We start from the raw sequence: 26,666 nt of genomic DNA, 5'->3' as shown, positions 1-26,666 counted from the left end.
TTATATTAATTGGTCTTCTCTTGCGGTTGATTGGTTCCCAGACTATAAATCAACGGAACATTGTTTCCTTTTTTTGAGATACGGATATACCCCTGCATCTCTTGGTGTAACGCGCTACAAAAATCCGTACAGTAGAACGGGAATACACCTACTCTATCTGGAACCCATTTCAATGTCTGTGTCTCTCCCGGCATAATGAGCAATTCTCCATTCTTTGCGCCTTTGACAGCAAAGCCATGCGGCATATCCCAGTCCTGCTCAATATTGGTCACATGGAAATAGACTTCATCGCCTAGTTGTACACCCTCGATATTGTCCGGAGTGAAGTGTGAACGGATGGATGTCAGGTATACATGTACCTGGTTACCTTTACGTTCAACGCGTGCATCTTTGTCTCCTTTGGCAACAAATGGGCTGGTATTTTCTTCAATTTTAAAAATCTTCACACTTTTGTCTTTCACTTTCTCCGCTTTGATAGCTTGCGCATAATGTGGTTCACCAATGGTCGGAAAGTCTAACAACAATTGCATTTTGTCTCCCGAGATATCAAACAATTGGGCACTCTGAGCCAACTCCGGTCCTGTAGGGAGAAAGCGGTCTTTCGTAATCTTATTATAGGCGATGACATATTTGCCTTCTGGATTTTTGGTATCTCCACCAGGTATCATTAAATGGCCTGTTGAGTAAAATGTTGGTGTACGGTCGAGCACCTTTAAATCCTTAATATTCCATTTCACCAATTCGGAAGACACAAAGAATGACGTGATTGCATTTCCTCTGCCATCAAATTCTGTATGCAGTGGGCCCAAGCCAGGTTTTTGGACTTCGCCGTACAGCGCAGATTCGTATTTGATAATTGGGATACCACCGAATTTTCCTTCGAATTGTTTTTCCTGGATTGCTTTCTGCATCTTAGCGAACGAGAATACAGGTATGACCGCAGCCAGTTTACCCGACCCTACAATATATTCGCCTGTAGGATCAACGTCGACACCGTGCGGAGATTTTGGGCAAGGGATATAGTAGCATAGCCCCTCCAGCTCCTCTGCCTTCAATACGATCGTTTCTGTATTAAAAGATGTTTTTGCGGTATGTGATTTCTCGTCGTAAGTGTTATGGGCATACTTCAACCCGGTAACCTTTTTCCCTTTTCCGGCTTTCAAATACTCTTCGGCTTTTTTCCAGTTGACGGCCAATATAAAGTCTTTGTCATTTTTGGATGCATTGACCTCCAGCAATGTATTTGCCTGTTCGGTATTGTAGGTGGAGAAGAAGAACCAACCATGAGAAGTCCCTTTACCGGCTCGGCTCAGGTCATAGTTTACACCGGGTGTCTCAATCTGAAAAGCCAATTCCATGTTGCCATTATCCTTATTGACGCTGACAAAGCTCAATGTTCCGCGAAAATTCTTTTTAAAGGTATTGATAGGTACATCGCCCGACTCACCGTCCAGCGGAACCGAAAATCGCGTTCCTGCAACAACATATTCGGTATTTTCAGTAATGTACGGCGAAGAGTGGTTTCCACCGCTGTTGGGGAGTTCGAGCACTTCGGCCGTACGAAAAGTTGTCAGATCCACCCGGGCAATACGGGGGGTATTGTTGGCATTGACAAATACCCAGCGGCCGTCGTAGTTTCCATCGGTTTTCGAAAGCTGCACGTGGTGTAAATCATCCCAAGGTACATTGCCATGGGACGTTTCGAGCATCGGTTTAGTTTCTTCACTAAAACCCCAGCCCTTTTCGGGATCTAGTGAAAAAACGGGTATTACACGCAATAATCTGCCGGATGGAAGTCCATAAACGGAGAGCTGCCCACTAAATCCCCCGGATACGAAATTGTAGAATTCATCGTATTTCCCTGGGGCAACATATACCTTCTCAGCGGCATCACCACTCACGGCGGCTCCCGCTCCTTTGGGTTTACAGGCATGGAAAGTCGATAACACCGCGCTCGCCATTAGGCTCGTCAATATGTATTTTGTTAAAGTCATTCTATTCTTATTTTAAGGTTAATACCTATGCAGCTTTGTTGATTCTTATTCAGCTTTTATTATTTTACACCATCATTTTGTCGCATAAACTCCAATACCTTTCGGGCTTCCTCGTCCGTTAGATTTTGGTTAGGCATCCGGACCATGCATAGTTCAAGTTGCGCCTGTAATTCCGGATCCTTATCGATCATCGGATCAGGATTAGTGATAAAATTCATGATCCACTGTGGTTTTCTCCGTTGTGTCACACCTTTCCATCCTGGCCCGACTAGTTTCTCGTCGGTTAGCTTGTGGCAGGAAGCACATTTCAGGTCAACAATCAATTTTCCGGCTGCGGCCATTGGTGCATCCAAATGGTCAGCGATTTCCACTTTGTCAAATTTTCCCTCACCGCGGTGAGGATCATATCCACTGGCGTCATTTGCCGAAGCCCCAGATTCATTAACACTGTTGGCAACTGTCTTTTTCTCGCCATTGTTTGAGGAACAGGAATAGATAAATAATCCCATCAAACAGCATACAATTAGCTTTCTCATCTTATTTTGGTTTTGTGTTCAAACTTGATTGTGTTTTACTTAATCCAAAGGTATTATCGAAGCTTGTAGCCATTTTATGAGGCAAATCATAAAATGATTTTGGTGGGAACAAACCATCAATCAAAAACAATAAAACACTACATATAAGCATATTAACACCATAATGATTTTCATCACTTATTCCTGTGACCAACATCAAGGTCTATTTTGTGACGCTGCTATATCTTTACGCTGTGTAGTAAAAACTAACTTATATCGAACGATGATTCCAACCGCAATACTTCTCGAAAAGGGAGCGAGCAGCCTACATGCCGATATTGGTGAAATACTGTTTCATGAGGACAGCATGGCCACATTTTATTATCAGTTGTTAAGTGGGCGAGTTCGTCTTTCTAATTTCTTATCAGACGGTAGGGAAGTCCTCCACAATATCATCTGTGCCAATGAGGGCTTTGGAGAAGTAGCGATATTGGACAATGGCGTTTATACAGTGACGGCAATTACCGACAGTTCATGTACATTACTGAAGATCAGTTCGAAAAAATTCATCGAAATCATATATGAATATGGCAACCTACATCGTTTGGTATCACAAAAGATGGCGCGCGAACTACACTTTAAACTCTTTATGATCAAATTAATTTACAATCGCTCACCGGAAGAGATTCTCTCCAATCTAATCCAAAGGTTAAATGAAAGCAAGAGACTCGTTTGTCAGGAATGCAACCGGCTTATGCTTACGCGCCAACAATTGGCTAATATGACTGGGCTAAGAGTAGAAACCATCATCCGGACAATGAAGCAAATGGAAAAGGAAGGTAAATTGAATATCATCCGCGGAAAAGTTTTTATTCCGGCCGATGGTATTGATTGAAGCTTGAAACAACGATGTTTCAGCTATCGGAAAGAAATCAACGTATGAATAAAATCAGCAGCTATTTAAGTATCAGGAAATGGATCATCATCACCTTATTCAATTTACTTATTGTAGGTATTTTCGGGTTGATTATGCGCTTAAAATTTTTATTTCCCATTCCTTGGATCGACCAGAAAAACCTCATGCATGCGCATTCGCATTTTGCTTTTTCCGCCTGGGTATCCCAAGCTCTTATGATTTTTCTCATAATGACCGTTCTGGGAATAAAAACCAATCAGATTTTGTGCAGGAAATATCAGCATATCCTATGGGCTAATTGGACGGTTTCGATAGGCATGCTTATTTCCTTTTCAGCTGCTGGCTATAACCTATGTTCGATTATATTATCCTTTTTATCGATACTTGTCTCTTATTGGTTCTGCTTTCAATTAGTGCGGGATCTTAAATCATCGACGCTTCCTCCGGCCATTTCGATCTTAATTAAGTCGGCACTATTTTTCAATATATTTAGTTCACTAGGGACCTATTTTCTGGCATATCTCAAAGTGAGCCACCAACTGGATCCATTAAAACAGCTTGCATCAGTCTATTTTTATCTTCATTTTCAGTATAATGGCTGGTTTTTCTTTGGCTGTATTGCTCTGTTTGCCAGTTGGCTGTATAAACGTACTGGTAAAATACCAATAAGTCCGCGTTTTTCGCTCGTGTATGTCATGACTGTTATACCAACCTATTTCTTATCTGTTCTATGGTGGAAGGGTTTACCCCTGTGGCTATATATTATTATAGTCATTACAGTCGGATTGCAATTTGTCCTGTGGGGAACATTAGCACAACGAGTCGTCCGACTGGTCCGAAGCAATATTTCACTCCGCTTAAGCCCCGATACATCTAAAATTTGGTTATGTGTCCTGTTTGCCATTTTTCTCAAACTGATATTGCAAGGCATATCGGTCATACCTGCTCTGAGCCAACAAGCTTATGGATTTCGACCAATTGTTATTGCTTATCTTCACCTCGTCCTTTTGGTGGTAATATCACTCTTTTTAATTGGGTATGCTTTTCAGATTTGTATGTTAAAAATCGAAAAAGGCATTCACTATGGCGTTTATGGCTTACTTGTTGGAATCTTTTTGAATGAATTTGTGTTAATGTTGCAGGGGCTCGGTGGATTTATACATTATTCTATCAGGGGAACAGATCATGTGCTGACGGTCGCTGCAGCTATTATTGTTGTCAGCCTCTACAGGATAACGAAAACCCAATTACGCAAATGATGCTATTAGCATAAGCCATGAGAGATGATCGATCATGAAATAGCTAGAAAATAAGCCACATCTCTCGACATGGCTCTACAACATTTATATATTTATTTGAGATGGCTCTTATTTATACGAATTGATCGATTTAGATACTTTCCAGTCATTACCTTCACGTACAAGAGTCACTAGGTCTGTTTTGGTAAAGTTTTCAAACGTCAACGTCACTTTGGCTACCATATAATCCGCCGACTCCTCAAGGATTTCGGTGCTTACCGCACAGTTCAGCTTCTCGCCTTTTTGTTTTTTCAAGGATTTAACAATAGCGTTACGGCTGTGACTCTGTGCATTGGAAGCTTGGATTTTTTGGTTGAAATCCTCGGAGAACAATTGTTCTACACCTGCAGATTCTCCTTCGGTAGTTACCGCGACATAGTGCTCTAAAGCGAAATCTGCTGTAGAAAGGTTAACGTTTGTTTTTGTTGCTTTTGCTCCTGGCCCTTCAGCTGCCATAGCGAATGTAGATACTGCGATTAGGGCTGCTGCTGCGAATGTTTTTACTAGCGTTTTCATAATGTCTTTATTTTATAATGTTAGTTTTTAGTTCTTATTTGTTGACTCAAAACTACAACACAATAGGCCCCTAGCCTACTGGCTTTAGACCAACGATCAGGAAAACTCGGTGAATGGCGGGAATGGGTAGGTAAGACTGCTTCGTATCAGATTCGTACCACGTTCGGATCATCAATAGATATTGTACAGACACCCAACAGACCTTATCCAGTCTCTGTACAGGGAAAAACTGTTCAGATACTGGTCAACAATCGAACCCTACATGTCATGATCCGAAGGCTATACGAAGCAGGTACGAACACAACCCCTATAAAAGTTATTTAAACTCATCCCCGAATAACGGTTTTTCATAATTGCTAGCAAAAATTCCTAACTTAGAGAATAGGATTTTTCGATGGCTGAAAGAAGAATTCGGAATTTCATATCCAGGATTTACAAAAATCAATATTAACGGCCAACCAAGGTTTGTAAAAGGACATAATGAATATGGATCACTTTTGAACGATTTAGCTGCTGCACTTAGTTCATTTAATCCTAATATAAGTGATTCTGATGCCATGGCATTATCTAAAGTCGGCGTGGTAAATGATTTTAGCGAAGCGGAGAAAAACAAAGTTATTAAACATAGAGAAGGAAATGATGGAACAACATGTAATTAAAATATTCAGATTATTACTTTTATTGTCATTTATATTTGTCAATGTTAGTTTATTTAGCCGACCAAAATATTTTGTTATGCCAGATAAGCCAGAGAACTATTCAATTGATCAGTACAAATTATCAACAGAAAAACTATACGGTATAGAAAAGAATGTAGAGTTATTTACACTCACATTCCATAACGGACCAGACCCAATAAGTAAAGAAAAAATTAATGCCAACACTCAGCTTAATATAATACTTATTGCTGTCCTCCCCGATTTGTCAGGGAGCGCAGATTGGAAAGAAATTAATCTCGATACTATTAAAGACGACCTTATTACTACTTCGGTATTAAATAGATTATTCCGAATAAATACGCTTTCAGATTTAGACGACCCTTATGGTCCAAAAACTAAATATTTTGACGAATATCAAATTATCCGGAAAATTGGCAACAAATACTTTGCCTCTAAACACTGTTTAATTCAATTTTTTGCCGTCAGAAATAGGCCTTCCATTTTTCAGAATGTGTTTGGGACAATAAATCTTGAGCAAGAACCGCTCAAGATTACAGAAATGGAAACTATTTTTAAAAAGAAATACCCCGGCACTAACTTTCCACCATATACGATCGGCGACACACCTTATTCCTACAATAGCGCTATTGATTATTTAAGAGATCGGAAAGAATACCTGTCAAAAACCATAAAGTTTCAAAATAGCGAAATTGGTTACCAGTTTTGGACTTATACCAACTGGCATACGCATGATCATGAACTGGAGGTAGATAGAGGTATTGACAGATTTATATACGTACCAGGAAAAGGGATCGTGGGTGGTTCATTTGACTTCTACTTTTATTTTTATCGTAAAAAATTACCTATAAAATTCAGCGATTTCCTGAATAACGTAAAAGAGGAAAAAGTGATGATTGCGCCAGAATTTAAGTTTGATGATCGCTCATCATTAAAAAATGCTATTCGCCAAAGTCGATGTTGTAAATGATTTTAGCGAAGCCGAGAAAAATAAAGTTATTAAACATAGGGAAGGAAATGATGGAACAACATGTAATTAAACGCTTCAGATTATGGCTTTTGATGCCATTATTAATTGTTTCGTTCAGTTTATCTGCTCAAGTTAAATATATCTTATTACCTGATCAGCCACAGGACTTTATCTTAGATAATTACAAATTATCTACAGATAACTTGTATGGTATCAAAAAGAGCGTTGAGCTATTTTCACTGACGTTCATTGATGGTATAGCTATAGATCGAAATAAATTGGACCAGCACAAGGACCTTAATCTAATTCTTATGGTCGTTCTTCCAGATTTGGAAGGGAAACGGGATTGGACTGAGATTGATCTTGATAGTATCAAAAATGACACGATACCCCACCAATACCTTAAAAGGCTATTAAGAGCCAATACATACGCTGATTTTGATAAAACATACGGTGCAAAAACTAAATATTTCGACGAATATCAAATTATCCGGAAAATTGGCAACAAATACTATTCGTCCAAACATTGTTTAATACAATTTTTTGCGATAAGAAATAGGCCATCCATTTTTCAGAACATGTTTGGAACAATAAATATTGAGCAAGAGCCTATTAAAATTACTGAAATGGAAGCTATTTTTAAAAAGAGATATCCGAATGAAGAATTTCCTGCTTACACTATCGGCAATACCCCTTACGACTATCCTACTTTCGATTATCTAAGAGACCGAAGAGAATATTTATCGAAGGTCGTCAAGTTTAAAAATGGTAAAATGGGTTACCAATTTTGGACTTATACAGACTGGCATACGCATGACCATGAGCTGGAGGTAGATAGAGGTATTGACAGATTTGTATACGTGCCAGGAAAAGGGATCGTGGGTGGTTCATTTGACTTCTATTTTTATTTTCATCGTAAGAAATTGCCCATAAAGTATAGTGACTTTCTGAATAATGTAAAAGAGGAAAAAGTGATGATTGCGCCAGAATTTAAAGTTTGATGATCGGCAATCAACGAGTAACGCACATTGCATGACAAAACAAAAAAGCCAGATCTCACGACCTGGCTTCTAAACTAAATTTAAACATTTGATTCACTAGTGGTTTGTCATTTATTTGCAGCAAACCACCAGTTGTAAAATTCTATTTATACGAATTGATCGATTTGGATACTTTCCAATCATTGCCCACACGTTCCAAAGTAACTAGATCTGTTTTGGTGAAGTTTTCAAATTTCAAGGTTACTTTAGCGACCATATAGTCCGCCGATTCCTCAATGATGTCTGTGCTTACTGTGCAGTTCAGCTTTTCTCCTTTTTGCTTTTTCAATAGTTTAACTACGGCACTACGACTGTTAGATTGCGCATTAGTAGCTTGGATTTTTTGGCTGAAATCTTCGGCGAATAATTGCTCTACCCCTGCTGATTCGCCCTCCGTGGTTACAGCCACATAGTGATCAAGTGCCAAGTCTGCTGTAGAAAGGTTAACGTTTGCTTTTGTTGCTTTTGCTCCAGATCCTTCAGCTGCCATAGTGAAAGTAGATACTGCGATTAAAGCTGCTGCTGCGAATGTTTTTACTAGCGTTTTCATAATGTCTTTATTTTATTGTGTTAGTTTATCTGTTCTTATTTGCTGACTCAAAACGACGACACAATAGGCCTCTGGCCTACAGGCTTTAGACCAACAATCAAGAAAACTCGGTGAATGGAAGGAATGGGGAGGTTAATGGATAACTTATGGCTAAGTTATGCTCTTTTTAAATTTTGCAACAAAGTATTTATTTGTAGATGAAATATTTATAGGAAAAAGTTGCCAATTCAAAAGATCATGGAATCAATCTTATGAAAATCAATGTACTGTCTGATGCTTTGAATTGTATATTTTTAACGATATTAAAGTCTCTATGAAGTGCTCGAACCACTACAGAAGGATAAAGCACAAGATAGAAAGCCTGAAAACTATATAAAATACTTATTTAAGAATACCATTAAATTAATTATAGCATGTAAAAATATAGTATGCCAAAGACCAGTCCCTCTCTTCTTAAACTCCATGATAAAAAAGAAAAAAACAAAAACTGTCCCCATAAGGAAACTTAAAATAAAATAATATAAACTATACATATGAGTCAAAGCAAAAATAAGGGCAGAAATTAAAGCCATCAATAATTTCCTTTGTTTAAAAAAAGTATATGTAGACAGGAGTTTTATAGGAATAAATTGGAATAATAATGTCTCAAAAAAAGGACCTAAAATTATTGCATATAGGAAGATTTTTAGGATCCCTTGGCCACGAACCACTTCGTTTGACACAGAAGCTAACTTGAGTACGTCAATGAGAATTAAATTACACAAAACGTCAATAATCACATAAGCAATTATCATCACAACATATAAATAAGTTACAGGTAACTTCAATAATCGATTTATATATTTCGGCATCTATAATATTTTTTTCATAAGGAGAACGGCGTCTCCTTATCTAATACTAGGGTCTAGCTCCTCCGTAGTGACCAAAAGATGTGGAATTCCAGCCTGGCTCAGGATTATTCATACTATATCCAATAGAGTCTACAATAAGATCTGCAACTTTACTTTAAAAAAAAGTCGCCAATAAATCTTCCACCATCGATTGTCGACATTTCATTAACACTCAAGTCTTGAGCATCAAAACTTTTCAAATCTAATTTATTCATTTTTTTTAAACTTTGAATTTACTCCAATAAAACTATTTAGAAATGACTATTGTTCTTACAATACAAAACGGCTACAAGCTACCTTTTGAAAGAAAGGTCCAACATAAAAATTGGCGTCGTACAGTGAAAATCCAATAGTCTTTAAAAACATTGGATGACGAAACAAAAAAGAGGAAACGATAGGAAACATAAGAATTACTGTACAAATAAACGCTAAGAGAAAGGGTCTGATGAGAATCAGGCCCTTTTGACGTAAAAAAGCCACATCTCACGACGTGGCCTTAATAAACATATGATTCACTAGTGGTCTGTAGTTTGCCTGAGCTGACAAACCACTAGTTATTAGATACTATTTATACGAATTGATCGATTTGGATACTTTCCAGTCATTGCCCACACGCTCCAAGGTAACGAGATCAGTCTTCGTGAAGTTTTCAAATTTCAACGTCACTTTAGCGACCATATAGTCTGCCGATTCCTCGATGATATCGGTGTTTACTGTACAGTTTAGCTTTTCGCCTCTTTGTTTTTTCAGGGATTTAACCACTTCGCTACGGCTATTAGACTGCGCATTGGTAGCTTGGATCTTTTGATTAAAATCTTCGGCGAATAACTGCTCTACTCCTGCTGATTCTCCTTCAGTCGTTACCGCAACATAGTGATCCAGTGCCAAGTCTGCTGTGGAAAGGTTAACGTTTGTTTTTGTTGCTTTTGCTCCTGGTCCTTCAGCTGCCATAGCGAAAGTAGATACTGCGATTAGGGCTGCTGCTGCGAATGTTTTTACTAATGCTTTCATAATGTCTTTATTTTATTGTGTTAGTTCTGTTGTTCTTATTTGTTGACTCAAAACTACGACACAATACGCCCCTAGCCTACGGGCTTTAGACTAATAGACCGGAAAACTCGGTGAATGGCGAGAATGGGGAGGTGAAAGTTATCATTCGAATTAACGATTCAATGAAGCTATAGATTCCGGGAGAGCTAATTTATTTCAAAATTTCATTATTTTAGTGCATGTGGCCACCGATATCAATTGACAAAATAGAACTTCTTATTTTGCAAGCAGAACTGACAATGGATTATAAAGCTTTAAACCTTTGGAATCTCATCAAAGTAACTCCCCATAAGTGGCAAGAAAAATCGTTTGGAGATGAGAGTGGGGGCTTTTGGGTGGTTGCCTTATTTGGAAATCAAATAATTTACTATAATGACATTGAAGAAGGCTTTAATATATCATCGTTTGAAATCTACGGCGTTATTGATCAATACGATTGTAACCAATCTGAATTGACCGCCCCCATTAATTATTTAGTTTCACAGTTGAGTCAAATCCCTGACGAGATTATTTAGGATAATAAACCGAACTAAAAAAATAGATAAATCATAAAAAAGCCACATCTCTCGACGTGGCCATAAATAAACATATGATTCACTAGTGGTTTGTCTTTTATTACTGGCAAACCACTAATTATTTAAATTCTATTTATACGAATTGATCGATCTGGATACTTTCCAGTCATTGCCCACACGTTCCAAAGTAACCAGATCAGTCTTGATGAAGTGTTCAAATTTCAAGGTCACCTTAGCGACCATATAGTCTGCCGATTCCTCAATGATGTCTGTGCTTACTGTGCAGTTCAGCTTTTCCCCTTTTTGCTTTTTCAAGGATTTAACCACTTCGCTACGGCTGTTAGACTGCGCATTGGAAGCTTGGATCTTTCGATTGAAATCAGCTGCAAATAACTGCTCTACTCCTGCTGATTCTCCCTCCGTAGTGACCGCAACATAGTGATCAAGTGCCAAGTCTGCTGTGGAAAGGTTAACGTTTGCTTTTGTTGCTTTTGCTCCTGGTCCCTCAGCTGCCATAGCGAAAGTTGATACTGCGATTAGGGCTGCTGCTGCGAATGTTTTTACTAGCGTTTTCATAATGTCTTTATTTTATAGCGTTAGTTCTGTTGTTCTTATTTGTTGACTCAAAACTACAACACAATAGGCCCCTAGCCTATGATCTTTAGACCAACGCTCTGGAAAACTCGGTGAATGGCGGGAATGGGGAGAGGAAAGGGTTTAGAATAAAGCACTGAATTTTTCGATAATCAGACTCTAACTGCTATCTTTAATAGCAAAAGCTACAAGTCCAAATGATTGAAATTTCCCGTCAACACTATAAAGTATTCATCTATACCGATCAGCAATATACACTTGAGTCTGCCGATAATCTCAGACGCTACAAACTGATTGAATAAGTTTTTGAGATATTAGATAATCTTTAACAAATGAAGTTAACAAAGGCAAAATTAGTCGCTAAAGTCAAAGCTCCTTTAGCAACATCAGGATACCTCTATTTTAAAAACTCCATACCCAGCGCACAAGGATTTTTTTCAAAAAAGTTAGAAAACGGTTTTTACTTGTCATTAGGGCTAACAATTAGCAGGTATATGGAAAGCGAATTTACTGGATCTTTTTATTACTCCAAAACAGCCCGATGGGCTTCTGTTTGGGGTGATATTCCAACAGAAAGTTATGTAAGACCAGGCTCCTTAATGTCAGCAGAAGAACGGAGGGTTTATTTTGATACTGAAAATGAACAATTACGTGATTATTGGTGGGATGGTTTTGATGATTCATCGATCGCTTCTTTTATTGAAGTCATCAAACTCACCGAATCGAGATTGTATGAGGACCGATTATTGACAAAAAGGATTGAAGATAGCCTCAGCGTGTCACAACTCAAAAATTACGCCGATGAAGTAAAGAAATTGATCTCCGATATCGAAAAACTGAATTTCACTTATTTTTATTTACCAGAGAAAGAAATAGACGGAATACCCCCGCAATGGTTTAAAGCTAGTGAGTATGTCTTAAAAAAACAGAATGGTATACTCAATAAAAATACGGTTAAAAATTTGGCGTCTGATGCTTTTATTCAAAGTACGATCGACAATCTGTCAGCGACAGGAATCCGCTAGTTACTGTATATAAAATAAATAGCTCCACCTCCATCACTTGAACTATAAAGCGGTCTATTTAAAACAATAAATTAGTTGCGGAATATGGGCGAACAAGAATGACATTAGTATAAACAAGATGTTCATACAGTTTAAATAAGTCGATCCAATTTATAAAAAAAAATCACTCCGATAAAACTATTTGGAAATGGCAATTGTTCTTATAATACAAAGCGGCTCCAAGCTACCTTTCGAAGGAAAGGTTCAACATAAAAATTGGCGTCGTACAGTGAAAATCCAATAGTCTTTAAAAACATTGGATGACGAAACAAAAAAGAGGAAACGATAGGAAACATAAAAATTACTGTACAAATAAACGCTAAGAGAAAGGGTCTGATGATAATCAGGCCCTTTTGACGTAAAAAGCCAGATTTCAGGATCTGGCTTCTAAACTAAACTGAAAAAGTACTGCCCCCTAGTTTTCGGGATCCTTTATTTGCTCCAATAAACCTATCATCCGCTAATAATCAGCCTTTGTTATAAGCATCCATCTCATTATATTGAAAATGAAAAATAATGCAAGCCAAGCAAAAGAAAACATATCCGGGTATTGTAGGACAGCATGTAGGCTATAAAGACCTGCTATCCCTATAACTATCGAAAATATCCTATCTAATGTAGTTCCCAGTCTTCTTTTTACTATATATAACGAATGCAGTGAAACTGTTGTACAGATTAGAATATAAATAGCCGCCAGTAAAGCTTGAACAACTAAGTCCCACATGTTGATGAAATCAACATAATTCAGGCAAGTAAAAAACTGAAATAGAGCCAGAAATAACACCATAAAAAAAAGGAGCGTAAATTTTTCACCAGGTAGAGGTAAAAGCAACAAAAGCAATATTGTAATGATATTAATAAACGCTTTATATCTTACTAGTCTTTCCATTAAGAAACTATGCTTTTTCATAATTGATTTATTTAATATCCCAAAGCTACCCTTCTTTTAAGATCAAAAATTTGATAAAAGGCAAAAAAAAAAAGACATATCCCTTTACCATGGATGTTGTCTATACGACAAAAAAAAGCCACATCTTCCGATATGGCTCTACAACATATATATTTATTTGAGATGGCTTCTACTTATACGAATTGATTGATTTGGAAACTTTCCAGTCATTGCCTACACGCTCCAAGGTAACCAGATCTGTTTTAGTGAAATTCTCAAATTTCAACGTCACTTTAGCCACCATATAGTCTGCGGATTCTTCTAAGATGTCTGTGCTTACTGTACAGTTCAGCTTCTCTCCTTTTTGTTTTTTCAAGGATTTAACCACTTCGCTACGGGGGTTAGACTGCGCATTGGTAGCTTGGATCTTTTGATTAAAATCAGCTGCAAATAACTGCTCTACTCCTGCTGATTCTCCCTCTGTCGTTACCGCAACGTAGTGATCTAAAGCCAAGTCCGCTGTGGAAAGGTTAACGTTTGCTTTTGCCGATTTTGTTCCCGGTCCTTCAGCTGCCATAGCGAAAGTTGATACTGTGATTAAGGCTGCCGCTGCGAATGTTTTTACTAATGAGTTCATAATGTCTTTATTTTATATTGTTAGTTTATCTGTTCTTATTTGTTGACTCAAAACTACAACACAATAGGCCCCTAGCCTATGGCCTTTAGACTAACAGACAGGAAAACTCGGTGAATGGTGGAAATGGGGAGGTGAATTTTAATTTTGTGATGTAGGTCACGGTAAATTACCATACAAAATCAAGAAATTTGTTCCAACAAGAAGAAAATCAAAGCAATATGAAAGCAAAACGACTCTTTAGGCAAATAGGAATATTTTCGGCTTTATTAATCCTAATAGCAACGCATAGCTATGCAACAAACCGCAAACCAAAAATTCTATTTGTAGTGACTAGTCACGATACAAAAGGCAATACAGGCGAAAAAACAGGTTATTATCTCGGTGAAGTCTCGCATCCATGGGAGGTTTTAACAGCTGCTGGATATGAGATTGATTTCGTTAGCCCACAGGGCGGAAATCCACCTGTGGATGGATTTGACCTAAATGATCCCGTTAACAAAAAATTCTGGGAGGATAAACACTATCACAGTAAAATCACCCATTCACTCAAACCTTCTCTGGTAAAACCTGAAGAATATAAAGCCATCTTTTATGCCGGAGGACATGGTGCGATGTGGGATCTTCCTTTCGATTCATCAATCGCAAAGATTGCGAGCAAGATATACGAGGCAAATGGGCTTGTTGCAGCTGTATGTCATGGACCTGCAGGCTTAACCAACATCAAACTGAGCACCGGCGAATATTTGATAAAAGGAAAAAAAGTCAATGGCTTTAGCAACGAAGAGGAAGAGCATGTAAAACTTAGCAATGTGGTCCCCTTTTTACTAGAGGATAGGCTAAAGGCAATAGGTGGGATTTATGAAAAATCCGAACCTTGGCAGTCCCATGTCACCGTTGACGGTAGATTGATAACTGGCCAAAATCCACAATCAGCCAAGGCTGTAGGCATGGCTATCGTCAGGGCATTAGATGAGTAAGGTATCCTCCCAAGATAACGACATTGGCTTTTTGAAAACCATGGGTCTGTTTAATAATTGCTAAACAAGAAAATATTAAGAGAAACGTAAAAGCCACATCTCCCGAAGTCGCTCTTAAATGGGTTTTAAAATATGTATCTGAGTCTGTAAACGGACCCGACAATATAACATTGTATTTTTGGGCGTCGGCGCTTATCAGCGGTGGAGGGCTAGCAAAAATTTATAGGCTGTTTTCTAAGAAAGTCTCTACTTTAGGCCCGATTATTTCAAGCATCCTTTCAAATCCTAAATCTGTTGGGTGGGTGCCATCCACTGTTCCTTCCGAATCATCACCTATTAAATGATCCGTGGTTATGTAATACAAATTTTTGTAACCTGCCTGCAGCAGTCTCTCATACTGTAACCTAAAATTCTTATTCTGCTCGGTCAATCGCGCGCTCCACTTTAAATTATAATTGCCGACCTGACGAGTAATACTCTCTATCAACAAGATGGGTAACTGGGGATGGGATCTACGAATCCGTTCCACAAAATTAAACGTGCGTTCCCGGACTTCATCAGGGCTACTATTGGGCACACAATCCATGATGAGCAGATCCATAGCATCAATGTTACACAGCATATCGGCCACAGCAGGCTCCATCCGGGCATTACCGCTCACGCCCATATTGATCAGGTTGGCATTCAGGCGACGCCCCAATTGCGCTGGATAAGCTAATCCCGGACGGCTTGCGGAAGCTCCATGGACAATGCTGGAACCATAAATCACGACCTTTTTAGCAAACGACTGTTTGGTACTAACAAAGCTGGCTTTGTCATCAATAATCAGTTCAAAATCCAGTAGCTCTTTATATAGCGGAAAATAGACAAGAAATTCTTTTTCTGTTTTCGCCATATCCTCGACCAGCGTAGCCTTACTTTCTGCCAAGTTAAGATCGGGACGGGCTACTCCTGCAAAGCGCCACCCACTGGGCTCTTTTACATATACATCAAAACCCCGTGACATAATCGGCGTGGAATTATTACCTAGCGCCGCATCCGCCGTCTCCCAGTGTAGCGACAACTTGCTCGTATTGCTCTTAAACGTAATAAACATTCCTGCAGCATGGGTATATAATTTCTTTACCGCAGCAGGAAGTTCGCTGTACCTCGCTGTATCTATCCGATGAAATTTTGGAGCATTTTCAAAAGCTCTTCCCTGCAGCTCAAATTTGGCCGACGAAATAACCTGCTGGGCGTATGAAGATACTGAGCCGCAAACAAGAAGGAGGAAAAATAGAATACTTATCTTTTTTTTCATGATGGTTCAATTAATAGCAATAGAAATGATTCTAATTGAATAGTGGCCATCTCGTATTATTCATAAGATGGCCGACTACCTATAAAAGTATCGATTTTTTATTTCACTGTAAATACGGTGGCTACAGCACGTTCACCTTCATGGTCAAACTTTCCATTATCTGAAGGATAGTTGACCACACCTTCGCCCTTCACCCAGGCTGTGGAGGAACCGCCGCCATCATAGTTTAACGCCGAAGTGCAGCCCAATGCAGCCATTAACTCACCCAGCTGGGGTATCGTCAGTCCCTGTGATTGTGATGAGCGGCCATCGATAACAGCTACGATAAGCTTATTGTCCGTGGTAAGCCCAACTGCTGTACGGGGGTGCCTACTGGTATTGAAATCTACGTTCAACTGCTCCAGCACCTGACCATCCTGCATCAATAGTGGACCGCCAGCCAATGCAGCTGTAGCGTTCAGGGTACCCCAACCTCCTGCAGGCTTCGGCACAATCTGATAGCTTTGCCCCGTAAAGGTAAATGCACCATTTTCACGGTAGCTATTAAATCCATTCACAGTCTGGTTGATCACCTGGCCATCGTATTTGAAAAACACGGTTGATCCGCCTGTACTGGTATTAAAGTAACTGCCGTTAAATGCAACCAAAGCTCCCTTAGCCGTGGCGGCAGCACTTGTTTTTAGAAATCCGGTCTTCACATAGGGAATTTCCAGCTGCACGCCTTTCTTCAGATCAATCTCAAATACATTGACATATTGTTTGGAATCAAATATCCGCGGAAATTGGTAGTACTTCCACAGCACACCGTCAGCAACCGTTTTTGTATTCCAGGTTGCCTTATTGATAATCTCCGCCAAGTTTTCTTCCTGGGGAATACTGTAGTCATAGGGCAGCTGCGTTCCACCCTCATTTTTCTTGCATGAAATAACAAGAAAAAGCAGCAATAAGCTATATATAAAATTTCTTTTCATCTGTTTTCTACTTTATTTCGCCGATCCACCTTAATTTTAATGGAACAGCTTTTTCAATTGTTTTCTTGTCAATAGTACATACAACGGACTCCATATTACGATAAAAGATAACCTTATTTTCTCCTGGTAGCAATCTTGCCGCACTTAAATTGCCCACCCCCCAGCTATAAGGCCAGTTAACAAAATAACGTTGCGGCACAGTTTCCCGGACAAACTGAAAGGCCTTTCCTTTTCGTTCCGCCAATAGCATCCTGTCCTTCCCGATCAGTACCAATGATTTCCCCTGAATATATCCTGTATTTATTAGACTCCAGTTCAATGTGTCTGGCAGCGACAGCCATTCCTGAATTGGCAGTTCATTCAGTACCTGATAATCCTTTTTTGAAACTTTACGGCAATATCCATCAAACAGGATATACCATGCGGCCGGGTCATCAATATATATCGGTGGATTAAATTCTGAACTCCCTTTCAGAAAAGGAAACAGCTTCTCCACTGGACTGACGCTATAGCTAATGTTAGCTGCATCCGTTGCGTAGACCATATCCTGTGTGAGATAATAGGTACTGTCTTTTTTTGTCCATACCGCTTCAGGTGTAAGCCATGTTCCTTTTAACGTAAAAAGATGGTTGTCATCGTAACCGTTAAATATTCCGCCATAATCAAGACGGTCTTCCTTTTTGGGCTGTATAGCACCTTCAATAAAAAACTTGGCTGTCACCCCGTCGTATTTTTCCAAGCGGGCAGCAACAGCGATAGCATGCCAGTGGTTGGATACAACATACACCGTATCTCCGGGCTGGATGATTCGCTCGCCAGCGTTATTTTTGAGCCGCCTGCTAAAAATATAATTCTGCACCGTCGTCTTGGAGTTTTCCTCCTTAAAGATTAATGTTGCGGGCACCCCCTTGCTGACCAATTGCAGCGCCATAGACGAAGCTTCACAAATCTTGGAACCGTGTGCACCACAACCTCCGGACACCACAATAGCATCCATCGGCCGGATACGGTAGAGCTGAGCAGCAACATCTACCCGCCGGGCTAATACCTCAGGATCGGCTGAACCCAATAACAGCAGGATATTCTTGTGCTCAGCCGCGCGACTGTTACACATGAAAAGAATGGTAAGGATAAATAGGCAGCTTAATTGTTTCATCTTATTTCACTTTTGCACCCATCCAGCTGGAAGAGCGCGGGTTATTATTGATATCTTGTTGTATGCGACTGTCGTCCAATACCGGCTTATATTTCTTGGCAAGCTCCAGCAACCCGGATGAGCTTAAACCATAGCTCATGGACGGATTTTCGGCACCGATAGGCAGATAATCTGGATTCAGCATAGTCGCAGGTTCAAAACTTACTTTTGGAACAATGCTTCCATCAGCGCCATACACCGCCTTCGTAGCAACAGTGTGCTGGATCAATGGAACAACAGCGACGTTATCTGAATAAGCATCAACATCGCTTGAACTGCCCGCCTGAATATTGCCCGAAACGATCGAATTGATCAAAGTCAAGTTGTTGACATTGCTGCGACGATAGACACCACCGCCGGGACCAACAACGGCATTCTTGGTAATGGTTGTACTGATCACGTCTGCCTGACAGTTATCATACAGCATTAGTCCGCCTCCGCCGTTGGCTGATGTACTCGAATTTTCAGCCAGCAGGCAATTAACAAATACCCCTTTTGATTTTTCACGTAGATAAACACCTGCTCCATAGGATGTATTTGAATTGCCGATCACCTCACAATTATAGAGTGTGATAGCCGCGTTTGGATAGGCATGTACGCCCCCTGCGGTGCCTTTGGCACTATTGTGATTAAACTGGCTATCGTAGGCAACCAGTGACCCATCAGCGATCCATAGTCCGCCGCCGTTATTGCCGGTGTTGCTATTATTGTTGATACGGCAGTTTTCCAACCTGAGCTGGGCACCTGAAAAAGCATAAATGCCGGCAGCAAAACCTGCTGTTCCCTTATCTGCGGTCGCTTTATTGTCAACCACATCCACATTTTTGAGCAAGACTTTAGCCATGCCGATCAACATACCGCCACCTTGGCCACGGCTGAATTTTACGTTATCAATCGTTGTACTGGCACTACGGTCGGTGGCATTCCCCCCCTTGATGCTGATATTTTCTAACATAACCTGATTTTCAGGATCTAGGCTTGCCGTCACCGTGACTGTATGAAACACCGATTTTCCACTGGAAAGCTTCCCCTGAAAGATGGTTTTATACAAGGCCGGATTGGGCTGATCTCCAGGTTTGGCATTGGCCGCGTATCCGCCGATAAGGCTGACATTCTTTGCAATCTCTATGGTTTTGTCTGATTCCTCGTTCACATCGCCATTGCGAATGGTTTTGCTTGGAACATAGATTCCCTCGGCCAAGAATAGGGTACTGCCGGTCGTTGCTTTTTCGAGTGCCTGATCGAGATCTGTAGCACTGCTCCACGAACTACCATCTCCCTTGCCCGCAGGAGTCACATAAAAAACGGGAACTTTTCCGGATTCTTGCAAAACCAAGATTTCCTGCGATAGATTATCGTTCAGCCTAAGCAGCAAAGTCGCCGAACGTTCGTCTTCCGAATTTTTCGAAACAGAAAACCGGATCTTATTTTTCCCTTTGGGATACACCGTACTATCCAGTTTGATCCAATCTTTGTCGCTACTTACGGTAATCGTTGCATTTGCCAAGATGTCCAATTGATAGGTATCGGCCCTACTGCCGACCTCCATATAGTCCCGATCGATCAGGAGCCGCTGCTCACTTTCTATTTTATCTTTTTTACAGCTCTGTATGCTGAGGGCAAAAAATAGAGCCATAAAAATATATAACGATTTTTTCATTATAATCAATGTTTTGAACCTACTTATTGTTTTGTGTGTTGCTATAATTCTGCTGCAGCTGACGGTAACATTGGACCAACTGCACTGTGGTTTCATAATGGCACTCAAACATAAATACACCTTTATATTTAATTTTTTCCAGGGCGGCAAAGATCTTATTCCAGTCATTCTGTCCCTTGCCATTACAGGGTAGATAGTGACTTTCCTTGGTTCCATCCCCATCAGCAACATGCACCGTCTTGACGCGCGGCCCAAAAGCCAAGAGCAGGCGCTCGGGATGCGCAATATGGTTCATATCGACTGCAATGCCGACCTGATCAGGAAAGCGCGCGAAAAGTTCCTGACATTCATCCACGGTCCGCAGCAGGGGCCGCTCCCGCTCACCCACCGTCAGCGAAGGGCCGAGCATATTTTCGATGACGAGCTGTCGCCCCGCCTTAGACACTGCCGAGTACAACTCGTTGACAGAACGTACCAGCTGGTCCTTTCGGGCGGCGCGTCTGTTGGGTTCGAGGTAATAGGATGGGTGAAACAGAATCACCTGCGGATGAAGGCGGTAAAGTCCTTCCAGCAGCTGCAAATGCATACGGATCACCTGCTGCCGCTGCTGTTCGTCTACCGTAGAGATATCTATTTTGGCGGAAAAGGGCATATGGACAGACCATACCCTTACCCCCGCTTTCTTCAGCACAGTAGCCAGCGAATCGCATTTAAGCAACCATTCATGCTGTGGAATCTTTAAACTGAGGTCTGCATTGACAAAGCTTCCGAGCCCTGCAATCTCGATATAATCCATACCAGCTGCTTTGTCCGCCTTTAGTTTTTCCAATGCTATCTTCCGGATATCAAGGGAATAGCCAACGGCATAATCAGGCCGATCCTGTTTTTGACAGTACGTATATCCGGGGAACACAAGAGAACAGAGAATCGCAATAAAAATAAGTTGTTTCATGTTATCGGTATAATTTTTCCCATTCCGGATTCTGTTTCAAATTTGGGTTTAACTTGATATCTTCGATGGGGATCGGTGCATAGTAATCGCGTTTTTCATCAAACTTACCCCGTTGATAAAAGGGATCCAGTGAGCCCTTATTGGCATTCTGGGTATTTGAAACGGGATCCCAAAGTGTCCGCTGATTGATGTTGATCAATGTGGTCACCGTGCCCGGTGCACCCGATGTATTGCCTGTATGGACATACACATCCGCCTTGCCATCCCCTGTAAAATCATAGGCTCCAACACCGGGAAAATAAACGCCGACAATAGGCTGATTCAGTTTGGATCCAGCTTTCCAGCGCATTAAGTCATCCCAGCGCTGTCCTTCGTTGAACAATTCGATCCGTCTTTCGCGCCGTATTTCCAAAAGAATTCCCCTGAATGCACCAGCATCGACATTGGGATACATGGCCAGCAGATAAGGGTCAGGGTTAGCATTCGCGTCAGCGAGGGATAGCATTGGCATCCCCGCACGGCTACGTAGCTTATTGACCGTCAGGTCGAGGTCGCTTTGGCTGATCGTCCCAAGTTCGGCTTTTGCTTCGGCATTGATCAGCAGTCCCTCTGCATAACGGAATAAGATGACATCAAAATAGGAGGCCGATACGCCCCACTGCAATTTATCCGGCAAGGCCTTGATCAGGCGGTAGCCCGTGGTGGTGATCGTCAAGTTGACAGGCTCATTTGCGGTTTCTCCATTGGCACGGAAGTCTGGCCCCGCAGTTGTCTGTGTCAGCCTTGGATCTCTATTTTGCATTTCCTGATAGAATTCCATGGTCTTGTAACCCGATCTATCGGTAAAGCGGCTCCCGTCCTTCATCAGATAGCTATTGATCATATCTTTAGCGATCCCATAGGCTCCAGAAGTTGCAGAGGTAAAGGAATAGCCAAGACCATGCACACGCATGCCCAGTTCAAAATCAATGGCAAGGATAGTCTCCACCTGATCCTGATTATTGCGGGCGAACAGATTCCGATAGGCTTGATCTGCTCCGCCCTGGCTGTACAAGGTATAGGCCCCAGCATTCATCAGTTCGGCCGATGCACTAATAGCCTCATTCAGAAACTTTTCATGTCCCGCGATCTGATGGTATTTTCTAAATGTTCCTTCAAAGAGTGCCATCCTGGCTTTCAGCAGCAGCGCCGTGTATTTAGTGATCAAGTTAAGCTGTTTTTCGGCTGGTATATTTTCGATCGCATAGTCCAGGTCAGCCATAATGGAATCCATCACCAGCTGCCGGGAGTCCCTCGCTTTGAAAAGATCTTCATCTTTGGCAGTCAGCACCTTTCCATACCAGGGCACGTCACCGAAAGTTTTGACCTTATCGTAGTAAAAATTTGCTCTAAAAAAACGGGCTATGCCGCCGTATTTCTTTTGTGCCGCAGCGTCGGGCACTTTATGGTAGTTGGCCAGAAAATAATTGATCTTGCGCAACTGGCTCCAGGACCAACCGCCCGAGCCGCTTCCCACGGGGACAGTTCGATTGCCCTTGATCCGGTCGGCTACCGTGAGGGGGATCATATTGTCCGAACTACCATCATTTGTATACCAGGATTCATTGGGCAAAAAAGTGTAAAAATCATTGGTGGCAACCTCGAGATCCTTTGCTGTATTGAAAAAATAAGGCGCTTCCACCTGGTCCTCTGAAGGACGGTCCAAATAATCTTTCTGACAAGCTGCCAGCGATAGTAAGATCAACAGACCAAGTAGTTTATAGGTATTTGTTGTAAGTTTCATTATCATTGCGTTGTCAAGTATTAAAGCGTAAGCATTAAACCAAAAGAATACGTTTTACCCATGGGATAGTCCCGAAGCAGCCCTCGCTCCGAGGAATCTGCGGGATCATTGGCACTTGCGGGCGAATTATAATTGATCATAGCACCAGCCTGTTCGGGATCTATATACTTCGTCAGATTGCCAAAGTTCCAGGTCAACAGATTCTCGCCGCTGAAGTAAAACCGTAATTTTTCGACTTTATAGCGCCGTGTCCATTTCTGTGGCAAGGTATAACCCAACGTAAAATTTTTCATCCGCAGGAACCCAACGTTGGTCAGGTAATAATCGTTCAGTTCGTATAGCGACCTTCCGCTCTGCAGGGAAGAGTATCCCCGATAGATCTGTGGATACCTGTTCCCCTTATTGTCCGGGGTCCATGCATTATCCACCAGGTCTTTACGTACAAAGGAAAGATAAGGGCGCTGATAGGATCCCCAGTATAAATCTCCTGTCGGGTACCAGTCCTGTTTGGCAACTCCAGCAAAGGCGGCCGAGAGATCAAAATTATTCCAGGAGGCACTCATATTGATACCAAATGGAAATTTCGGCATGGCATTGCCAATGGGTTTAATATCACCGTGGTTGGCAAGCGTGTTGTCGCCTTTGTCGATGCGTCCATCACCATTGAGATCCACATATTTCACATCGCCGCCGCGCAACATATTCCATTCACTATTTTGCGATACACTCAGAATATCATTATATACTTTGGAAAGGGACAATTGTGGATCCTGGAAACCATTCTGGTAGCTCAATGCCTCCGCATCGGACTGAAACTGTCCATCAATATGGTATCCCCAGATCTGCCCCAGCACCTGTCCTTCGTAATAAGAACTCAATAAACCTTGTGGATTATTATATTTCGTAATGATCCCTTTAAAATTGGTGGTATTCACTGCAATGTTGAAGCGGAAAGGTGAGCCGGCAAGGTCAAACTTATCCTGGTAGCTTACTCCCACTTCAAAACCTTTATTACGCAATGCAGCGTAGTTTTCACGGGGTTCATTAGCTCCGAATACCGCTGGGAGCGGTTGCCCCGGAAGATACATGCCTTCAACATCCTTCTGATACCAGTCAAAATTAACATTTAGCTTGTTTTGAATCAGCCCAAGATCAACACCGAAGTCAATGCTTTTGGTCCGTTCCCAGGTAACGACATTCGGCAACGGTGCCGGCGTGCTTGCCCCTATAAGACGGGAGCCCCCATTTAGCCACGCTAACTGCTGCACCGTCATCAATTCCTTAAAGGTATTGACTCCGACAGTCTGGTTGCCGAGCTTGCCATAAGAAGCTCTGAGTTTTAAGGTGGGTATACTGCCTTTGATCGATTCCCAGAAGTGCTCACGGTCCAGCTGCCAGCCTAATGAGATGGAGGGAAAAAATCCCCATCGGCTCCCGCTTGGAAAGCGTGATGAGCCATCATACCGTGAATTTATTTCCAGCAGGTATTTATTGTCGTAGGCATAATTAAAACGGCCAAATGCGCCCTGTATAGCCCAATTTTCAGCTGTTCCCGTCAGACTGTACATGGAGGTACCCAGCGCCAGGTTGGATAGATCTTCGATCAGGAGGTCGTCCATGGCACCAGCGATACGATCCCGGTCAAAGGATTCCTGATTGTAGCCTACCAATAATTTTAACTGATGTTTTTGCGCCACATTTTTTTCGTAGGTCGCAAACAGGTTCATCGCGTTATATTTGTCTTTCCAGCGGTATTCTGTCAGGCGGTTGAGCCCTGCAGTGGTATAATTGAGTTTGTTGCCCGAGTAGTAACTGAAGGGGTTGAGGCGTGTGCTCCGTGAAAAGTTTTCGATACGGTTGCTATAATCAAAATTTACCTGTAGACCTTTCAATGGCTTGAGCAGGACACGGAATGTATTGGTAAATTCTTCACTATTGCGCACCTCCCAGCTCTTTCCCGACTCCAGTCCTGCGTTCGCTCCCTGACCACCAGTACCTACACCAATATCCGTTGGAATACCGTCAACAAAATTGGGGTAAAAAGGCATCAGATTATACCAGGTAGTCGTACTCCAAAGTCCCCCCAGACCATTGCTGTAGCCTCCATATTCTTTATCCTTTTCGTTGATGAACTGTGTATTGTTCGAAATTTCCAGCCAACTGTTGGGTGTGAATACCAAATTGGATTTCATATTCTGGCGGTCCATATTCGCATCGTCATTGATATTATTGATCGTCTCCCGTTTGAATACCCGTCCAGAGAGATAGGCTTTCAACTTTTCACTGCCACCTGAAATGGCGATATTATGGAAGTTAGAAGGTTGATATTTTTTAAATAGGTAATCCCACCAGTTGGTTTTATAGAAAAATTTATAGGTTCCGTCTGCCTGCTTCTCATGAAAGGGCGCAATCTCACCTGCAGCCACCATTTTGATTGCTTCCCAGTCCATTGCATTGTAGCGTGTATAGGAACTGCCGTTATAACCGTACAGTGCGGCATCTACTGTTTTCCCGTAGACATAAGGATCGGAAATATAATCGGTACGGGAAGCCGGTGTAGTCCAGGCGAAATTATTGACATAATCAACCTTCACGGTTCCTGCCTTCCCTTTTTTTGTGGTCACCAAGATGACACCAAAAGCGCCACGGGCTCCATAAATGGCCGCGGAAGCGGCATCTTTCAGGACAGATACACTTTCAATATCGTTGGGATTAACCCGTGTGATATTCCCTTCGATCCCGTCGATCAATACCAGCGGACCGCCCTCATTGATGGAATTGAATCCCCGCACATTGATATCAGGTGTTTTGGACGGATCGCCGTTGTTGAGCTGTATATTCAGGCCCGGCATAAGTCCCTGGAGCGTACCTGCAATATTCGCGCTTGGACGCAGCGCGATATCATCCGCATTGACTTGCGACACGGCCCCCGTCAGATTGGCTTTTTTCTGTACACCATAGCCCACGACGACCACTTCTTCCATTGCATTGATAGCCGGCTTCATGGTCACATGCACTGTTGACTGCTGTGCCACCGCTATTTCCAGCGGCTGATAGCCAACCATAGTGAATACGAGTATGGCATCAGGGCTGCTGACCTGGATCTGAAAGCTGCCATCCTCGCGGCTGAGCGTTTTCTCCTTTTTGCCTTTTTCGCTGACCGTAACATTGTCCAAGGGCCGGCCCTGATCGTCTTTGACAGATCCGTTGACCGGGTACAGCTGCGGAGCCGCCATAGCCGACGCTTGGCGAGCAGACTGTTCCACTCTTTTGTTCAAAACAATATTTTTATCCGCTTTGACATAAGATAACTGCAGCTGGGTCAACAGATCTTTGAGGGCTTCTTCAAAAGAAATATTGTGGTAGCTGACGCTGATACGGTCGTCTTTTGCGATCAGCGATTCGTTGTAAAAAATGTTGTATCCGCTTTGCTTCTGCAGTTCTTTCAAGACAGCACTCACCTTCACATTGTTCCGCTTCAGATTGACGGTCTGGCCAAAAGAAAATGCGTGCAGCTGTAAATTGGCTGCGAATAAGAGAGGAATTGCTAATGACAATTTCATAGAAATTGGTATTTTCTGGGATCTTACCTGACATAATAGGGTCGGTCCGATCAATTTTTTTTTATTAAATTGCATTCGGTTGATATAAAATTTAACGGTTTTACTATTCATCCATGTCGAGAAAAAGACAAAACTTTCAGGGGCGTTGGC

Annotated in this window: 24 protein-coding genes; 8 read left to right on the top strand and 16 right to left on the bottom strand. The window is 41.6% G+C overall.

All coding sequences use genetic code 11. The features are described 5' to 3' along the window. Positions 1–5 precede the first annotated feature (5 nt). Complete coding sequence (gene nosZ / locus CBM24_RS06285) at positions 6–1,994, bottom strand: Sec-dependent nitrous-oxide reductase (RefSeq protein ID WP_088160563.1); 1,989 nt, start codon at positions 1,992–1,994, stop codon at positions 6–8. A 59-nt stretch (positions 1,995–2,053) separates the two neighbouring features. Then, the gene (locus tag CBM24_RS06280; protein WP_070565751.1) at positions 2,054–2,530 is read right to left on the bottom strand and encodes a c-type cytochrome; all 477 of its coding nucleotides are present in this window, start codon (positions 2,528–2,530) and stop codon (positions 2,054–2,056) included. 262 nt (positions 2,531–2,792) lie between these two features. Between CBM24_RS06280 and CBM24_RS06275 the strand changes: the two genes are divergently transcribed. Continuing rightward, positions 2,793–3,404 carry a Crp/Fnr family transcriptional regulator gene (locus CBM24_RS06275; RefSeq protein WP_158638834.1) on the top strand — a complete coding sequence of 204 codons (612 nt, stop codon included), beginning with the start codon at positions 2,793–2,795 and terminating at the stop codon, positions 3,402–3,404. A gap of 44 nt (positions 3,405–3,448) precedes the next feature. After that, positions 3,449–4,684 carry a hypothetical protein gene (locus CBM24_RS06270; RefSeq protein ID WP_157698385.1) on the top strand — a complete coding sequence of 412 codons (1,236 nt, stop codon included), beginning with the start codon at positions 3,449–3,451 and terminating at the stop codon, positions 4,682–4,684. A 108-nt stretch (positions 4,685–4,792) separates the two neighbouring features. On the opposite strand, the gene CBM24_RS06265 is transcribed toward CBM24_RS06270, so the two are convergent. Beyond that, positions 4,793–5,239 carry a nuclear transport factor 2 family protein gene (locus tag CBM24_RS06265; protein WP_088160560.1) on the bottom strand — a complete coding sequence of 149 codons (447 nt, stop codon included), beginning with the start codon at positions 5,237–5,239 and terminating at the stop codon, positions 4,793–4,795. 353 nt (positions 5,240–5,592) lie between these two features. Here CBM24_RS06265 and CBM24_RS06260 point away from each other — a divergent pair, with 353 nt between their 5' ends. The 3 genes from CBM24_RS06260 (at position 5,593) to CBM24_RS06250 (ending at position 7,887) form a co-directional block, all read left to right on the top strand. Continuing rightward, a complete protein-coding gene (locus CBM24_RS06260) occupies positions 5,593–5,898 on the top strand; it encodes a hypothetical protein (protein ID WP_088160559.1) in 306 nt (101 codons plus the stop codon). A 76-nt stretch (positions 5,899–5,974) separates the two neighbouring features. Then, complete coding sequence (locus CBM24_RS06255; RefSeq protein WP_157698384.1) at positions 5,975–6,886, top strand: hypothetical protein; 912 nt, start codon at positions 5,975–5,977, stop codon at positions 6,884–6,886. A gap of 47 nt (positions 6,887–6,933) precedes the next feature. After that, on the top strand, positions 6,934–7,887 hold the full coding sequence (locus CBM24_RS06250; protein ID WP_232475698.1) for a hypothetical protein: 954 nt from the start codon (positions 6,934–6,936) through the stop codon (positions 7,885–7,887). Between the two features lie 142 nt (positions 7,888–8,029). On the opposite strand, the gene CBM24_RS06245 is transcribed toward CBM24_RS06250, so the two are convergent. The 3 genes from CBM24_RS06245 to CBM24_RS06235 form a co-directional block, all read right to left on the bottom strand. Continuing rightward, positions 8,030–8,476, bottom strand: coding sequence for a nuclear transport factor 2 family protein (locus tag CBM24_RS06245; RefSeq protein ID WP_088160557.1), 447 nt, complete (start codon positions 8,474–8,476; stop codon positions 8,030–8,032). A gap of 368 nt (positions 8,477–8,844) precedes the next feature. Further along, entirely contained in the window at positions 8,845–9,327 is a 483-nt protein-coding gene (locus tag CBM24_RS06240) for a type II CAAX prenyl endopeptidase Rce1 family protein (protein WP_088160556.1), read from the bottom strand. A 603-nt stretch (positions 9,328–9,930) separates the two neighbouring features. Then, a complete protein-coding gene (locus CBM24_RS06235; RefSeq protein ID WP_088160555.1) occupies positions 9,931–10,377 on the bottom strand; it encodes a nuclear transport factor 2 family protein in 447 nt (148 codons plus the stop codon). Between the two features lie 260 nt (positions 10,378–10,637). Between CBM24_RS06235 and CBM24_RS06230 the strand changes: the two genes are divergently transcribed. Then, the gene (locus CBM24_RS06230) at positions 10,638–10,931 is read left to right on the top strand and encodes a hypothetical protein (RefSeq protein WP_232475697.1); all 294 of its coding nucleotides are present in this window, start codon (positions 10,638–10,640) and stop codon (positions 10,929–10,931) included. 129 nt (positions 10,932–11,060) lie between these two features. Here the strand turns inward: CBM24_RS06230 and CBM24_RS06225 are convergent, their stop codons facing one another. Further along, positions 11,061–11,507, bottom strand: a complete 447-nt coding sequence (locus CBM24_RS06225) for a nuclear transport factor 2 family protein (RefSeq protein ID WP_088160554.1) — start codon at positions 11,505–11,507, stop codon at positions 11,061–11,063. Between the two features lie 350 nt (positions 11,508–11,857). Between CBM24_RS06225 and CBM24_RS06220 the strand changes: the two genes are divergently transcribed. Continuing rightward, a complete protein-coding gene (locus CBM24_RS06220; protein WP_088160553.1) occupies positions 11,858–12,550 on the top strand; it encodes a hypothetical protein in 693 nt (230 codons plus the stop codon). A 499-nt stretch (positions 12,551–13,049) separates the two neighbouring features. On the opposite strand, the gene CBM24_RS06215 is transcribed toward CBM24_RS06220, so the two are convergent. Both CBM24_RS06215 and CBM24_RS06210 read right to left on the bottom strand, forming a co-directional pair. Beyond that, complete coding sequence (locus tag CBM24_RS06215) at positions 13,050–13,499, bottom strand: hypothetical protein (RefSeq protein ID WP_088160552.1); 450 nt, start codon at positions 13,497–13,499, stop codon at positions 13,050–13,052. A 169-nt stretch (positions 13,500–13,668) separates the two neighbouring features. Then, positions 13,669–14,115: a nuclear transport factor 2 family protein gene (locus tag CBM24_RS06210; protein ID WP_157698383.1), complete on the bottom strand. Its 447-nt coding sequence runs from the start codon at positions 14,113–14,115 to the stop codon at positions 13,669–13,671. A 218-nt stretch (positions 14,116–14,333) separates the two neighbouring features. Between CBM24_RS06210 and CBM24_RS06205 the strand changes: the two genes are divergently transcribed. Continuing rightward, a complete protein-coding gene (locus tag CBM24_RS06205; RefSeq protein WP_088160550.1) occupies positions 14,334–15,092 on the top strand; it encodes a type 1 glutamine amidotransferase domain-containing protein in 759 nt (252 codons plus the stop codon). A gap of 220 nt (positions 15,093–15,312) precedes the next feature. On the opposite strand, the gene CBM24_RS06200 is transcribed toward CBM24_RS06205, so the two are convergent. From CBM24_RS06200 to CBM24_RS06170, 7 genes are all read right to left on the bottom strand, one after another. Next, positions 15,313–16,392 (bottom strand): SGNH/GDSL hydrolase family protein, encoded by a 1,080-nt coding sequence (locus tag CBM24_RS06200; protein ID WP_088160549.1) that lies wholly within the window; start codon positions 16,390–16,392, stop codon positions 15,313–15,315. 98 nt (positions 16,393–16,490) lie between these two features. Continuing rightward, positions 16,491–17,363 (bottom strand): phosphodiester glycosidase family protein, encoded by an 873-nt coding sequence (locus CBM24_RS06195; protein WP_088160548.1) that lies wholly within the window; start codon positions 17,361–17,363, stop codon positions 16,491–16,493. A 7-nt stretch (positions 17,364–17,370) separates the two neighbouring features. Next, positions 17,371–18,519, bottom strand: coding sequence for a YdcF family protein (locus CBM24_RS06190; protein ID WP_088160547.1), 1,149 nt, complete (start codon positions 18,517–18,519; stop codon positions 17,371–17,373). A gap of 1 nt (position 18,520) precedes the next feature. Continuing rightward, the gene (locus CBM24_RS06185) at positions 18,521–20,218 is read right to left on the bottom strand and encodes a right-handed parallel beta-helix repeat-containing protein (protein ID WP_198386049.1); all 1,698 of its coding nucleotides are present in this window, start codon (positions 20,216–20,218) and stop codon (positions 18,521–18,523) included. A gap of 19 nt (positions 20,219–20,237) precedes the next feature. After that, positions 20,238–21,131, bottom strand: coding sequence for a sugar phosphate isomerase/epimerase family protein (locus CBM24_RS06180; RefSeq protein ID WP_157698382.1), 894 nt, complete (start codon positions 21,129–21,131; stop codon positions 20,238–20,240). Positions 21,132–21,171: 40 nt separating this feature from the next. Further along, positions 21,172–22,953, bottom strand: a complete 1,782-nt coding sequence (locus CBM24_RS06175) for a RagB/SusD family nutrient uptake outer membrane protein (RefSeq protein ID WP_088160544.1) — start codon at positions 22,951–22,953, stop codon at positions 21,172–21,174. Between the two features lie 20 nt (positions 22,954–22,973). Then, complete coding sequence (locus tag CBM24_RS06170) at positions 22,974–26,516, bottom strand: TonB-dependent receptor (RefSeq protein ID WP_088163468.1); 3,543 nt, start codon at positions 26,514–26,516, stop codon at positions 22,974–22,976. Positions 26,517–26,666: the final 150 nt, after the last annotated feature.

Origin of the sequence: Sphingobacterium sp. G1-14, from assembly GCF_002196555.1 — a bacterium.
GTDB classification, from domain to species: Bacteria; Bacteroidota; Bacteroidia; order Sphingobacteriales; family Sphingobacteriaceae; genus Sphingobacterium; species Sphingobacterium siyangense.
Note: the sequence above shows the minus strand (reverse complement) of the source record. Positions and strands in the feature narration are given on the sequence as shown.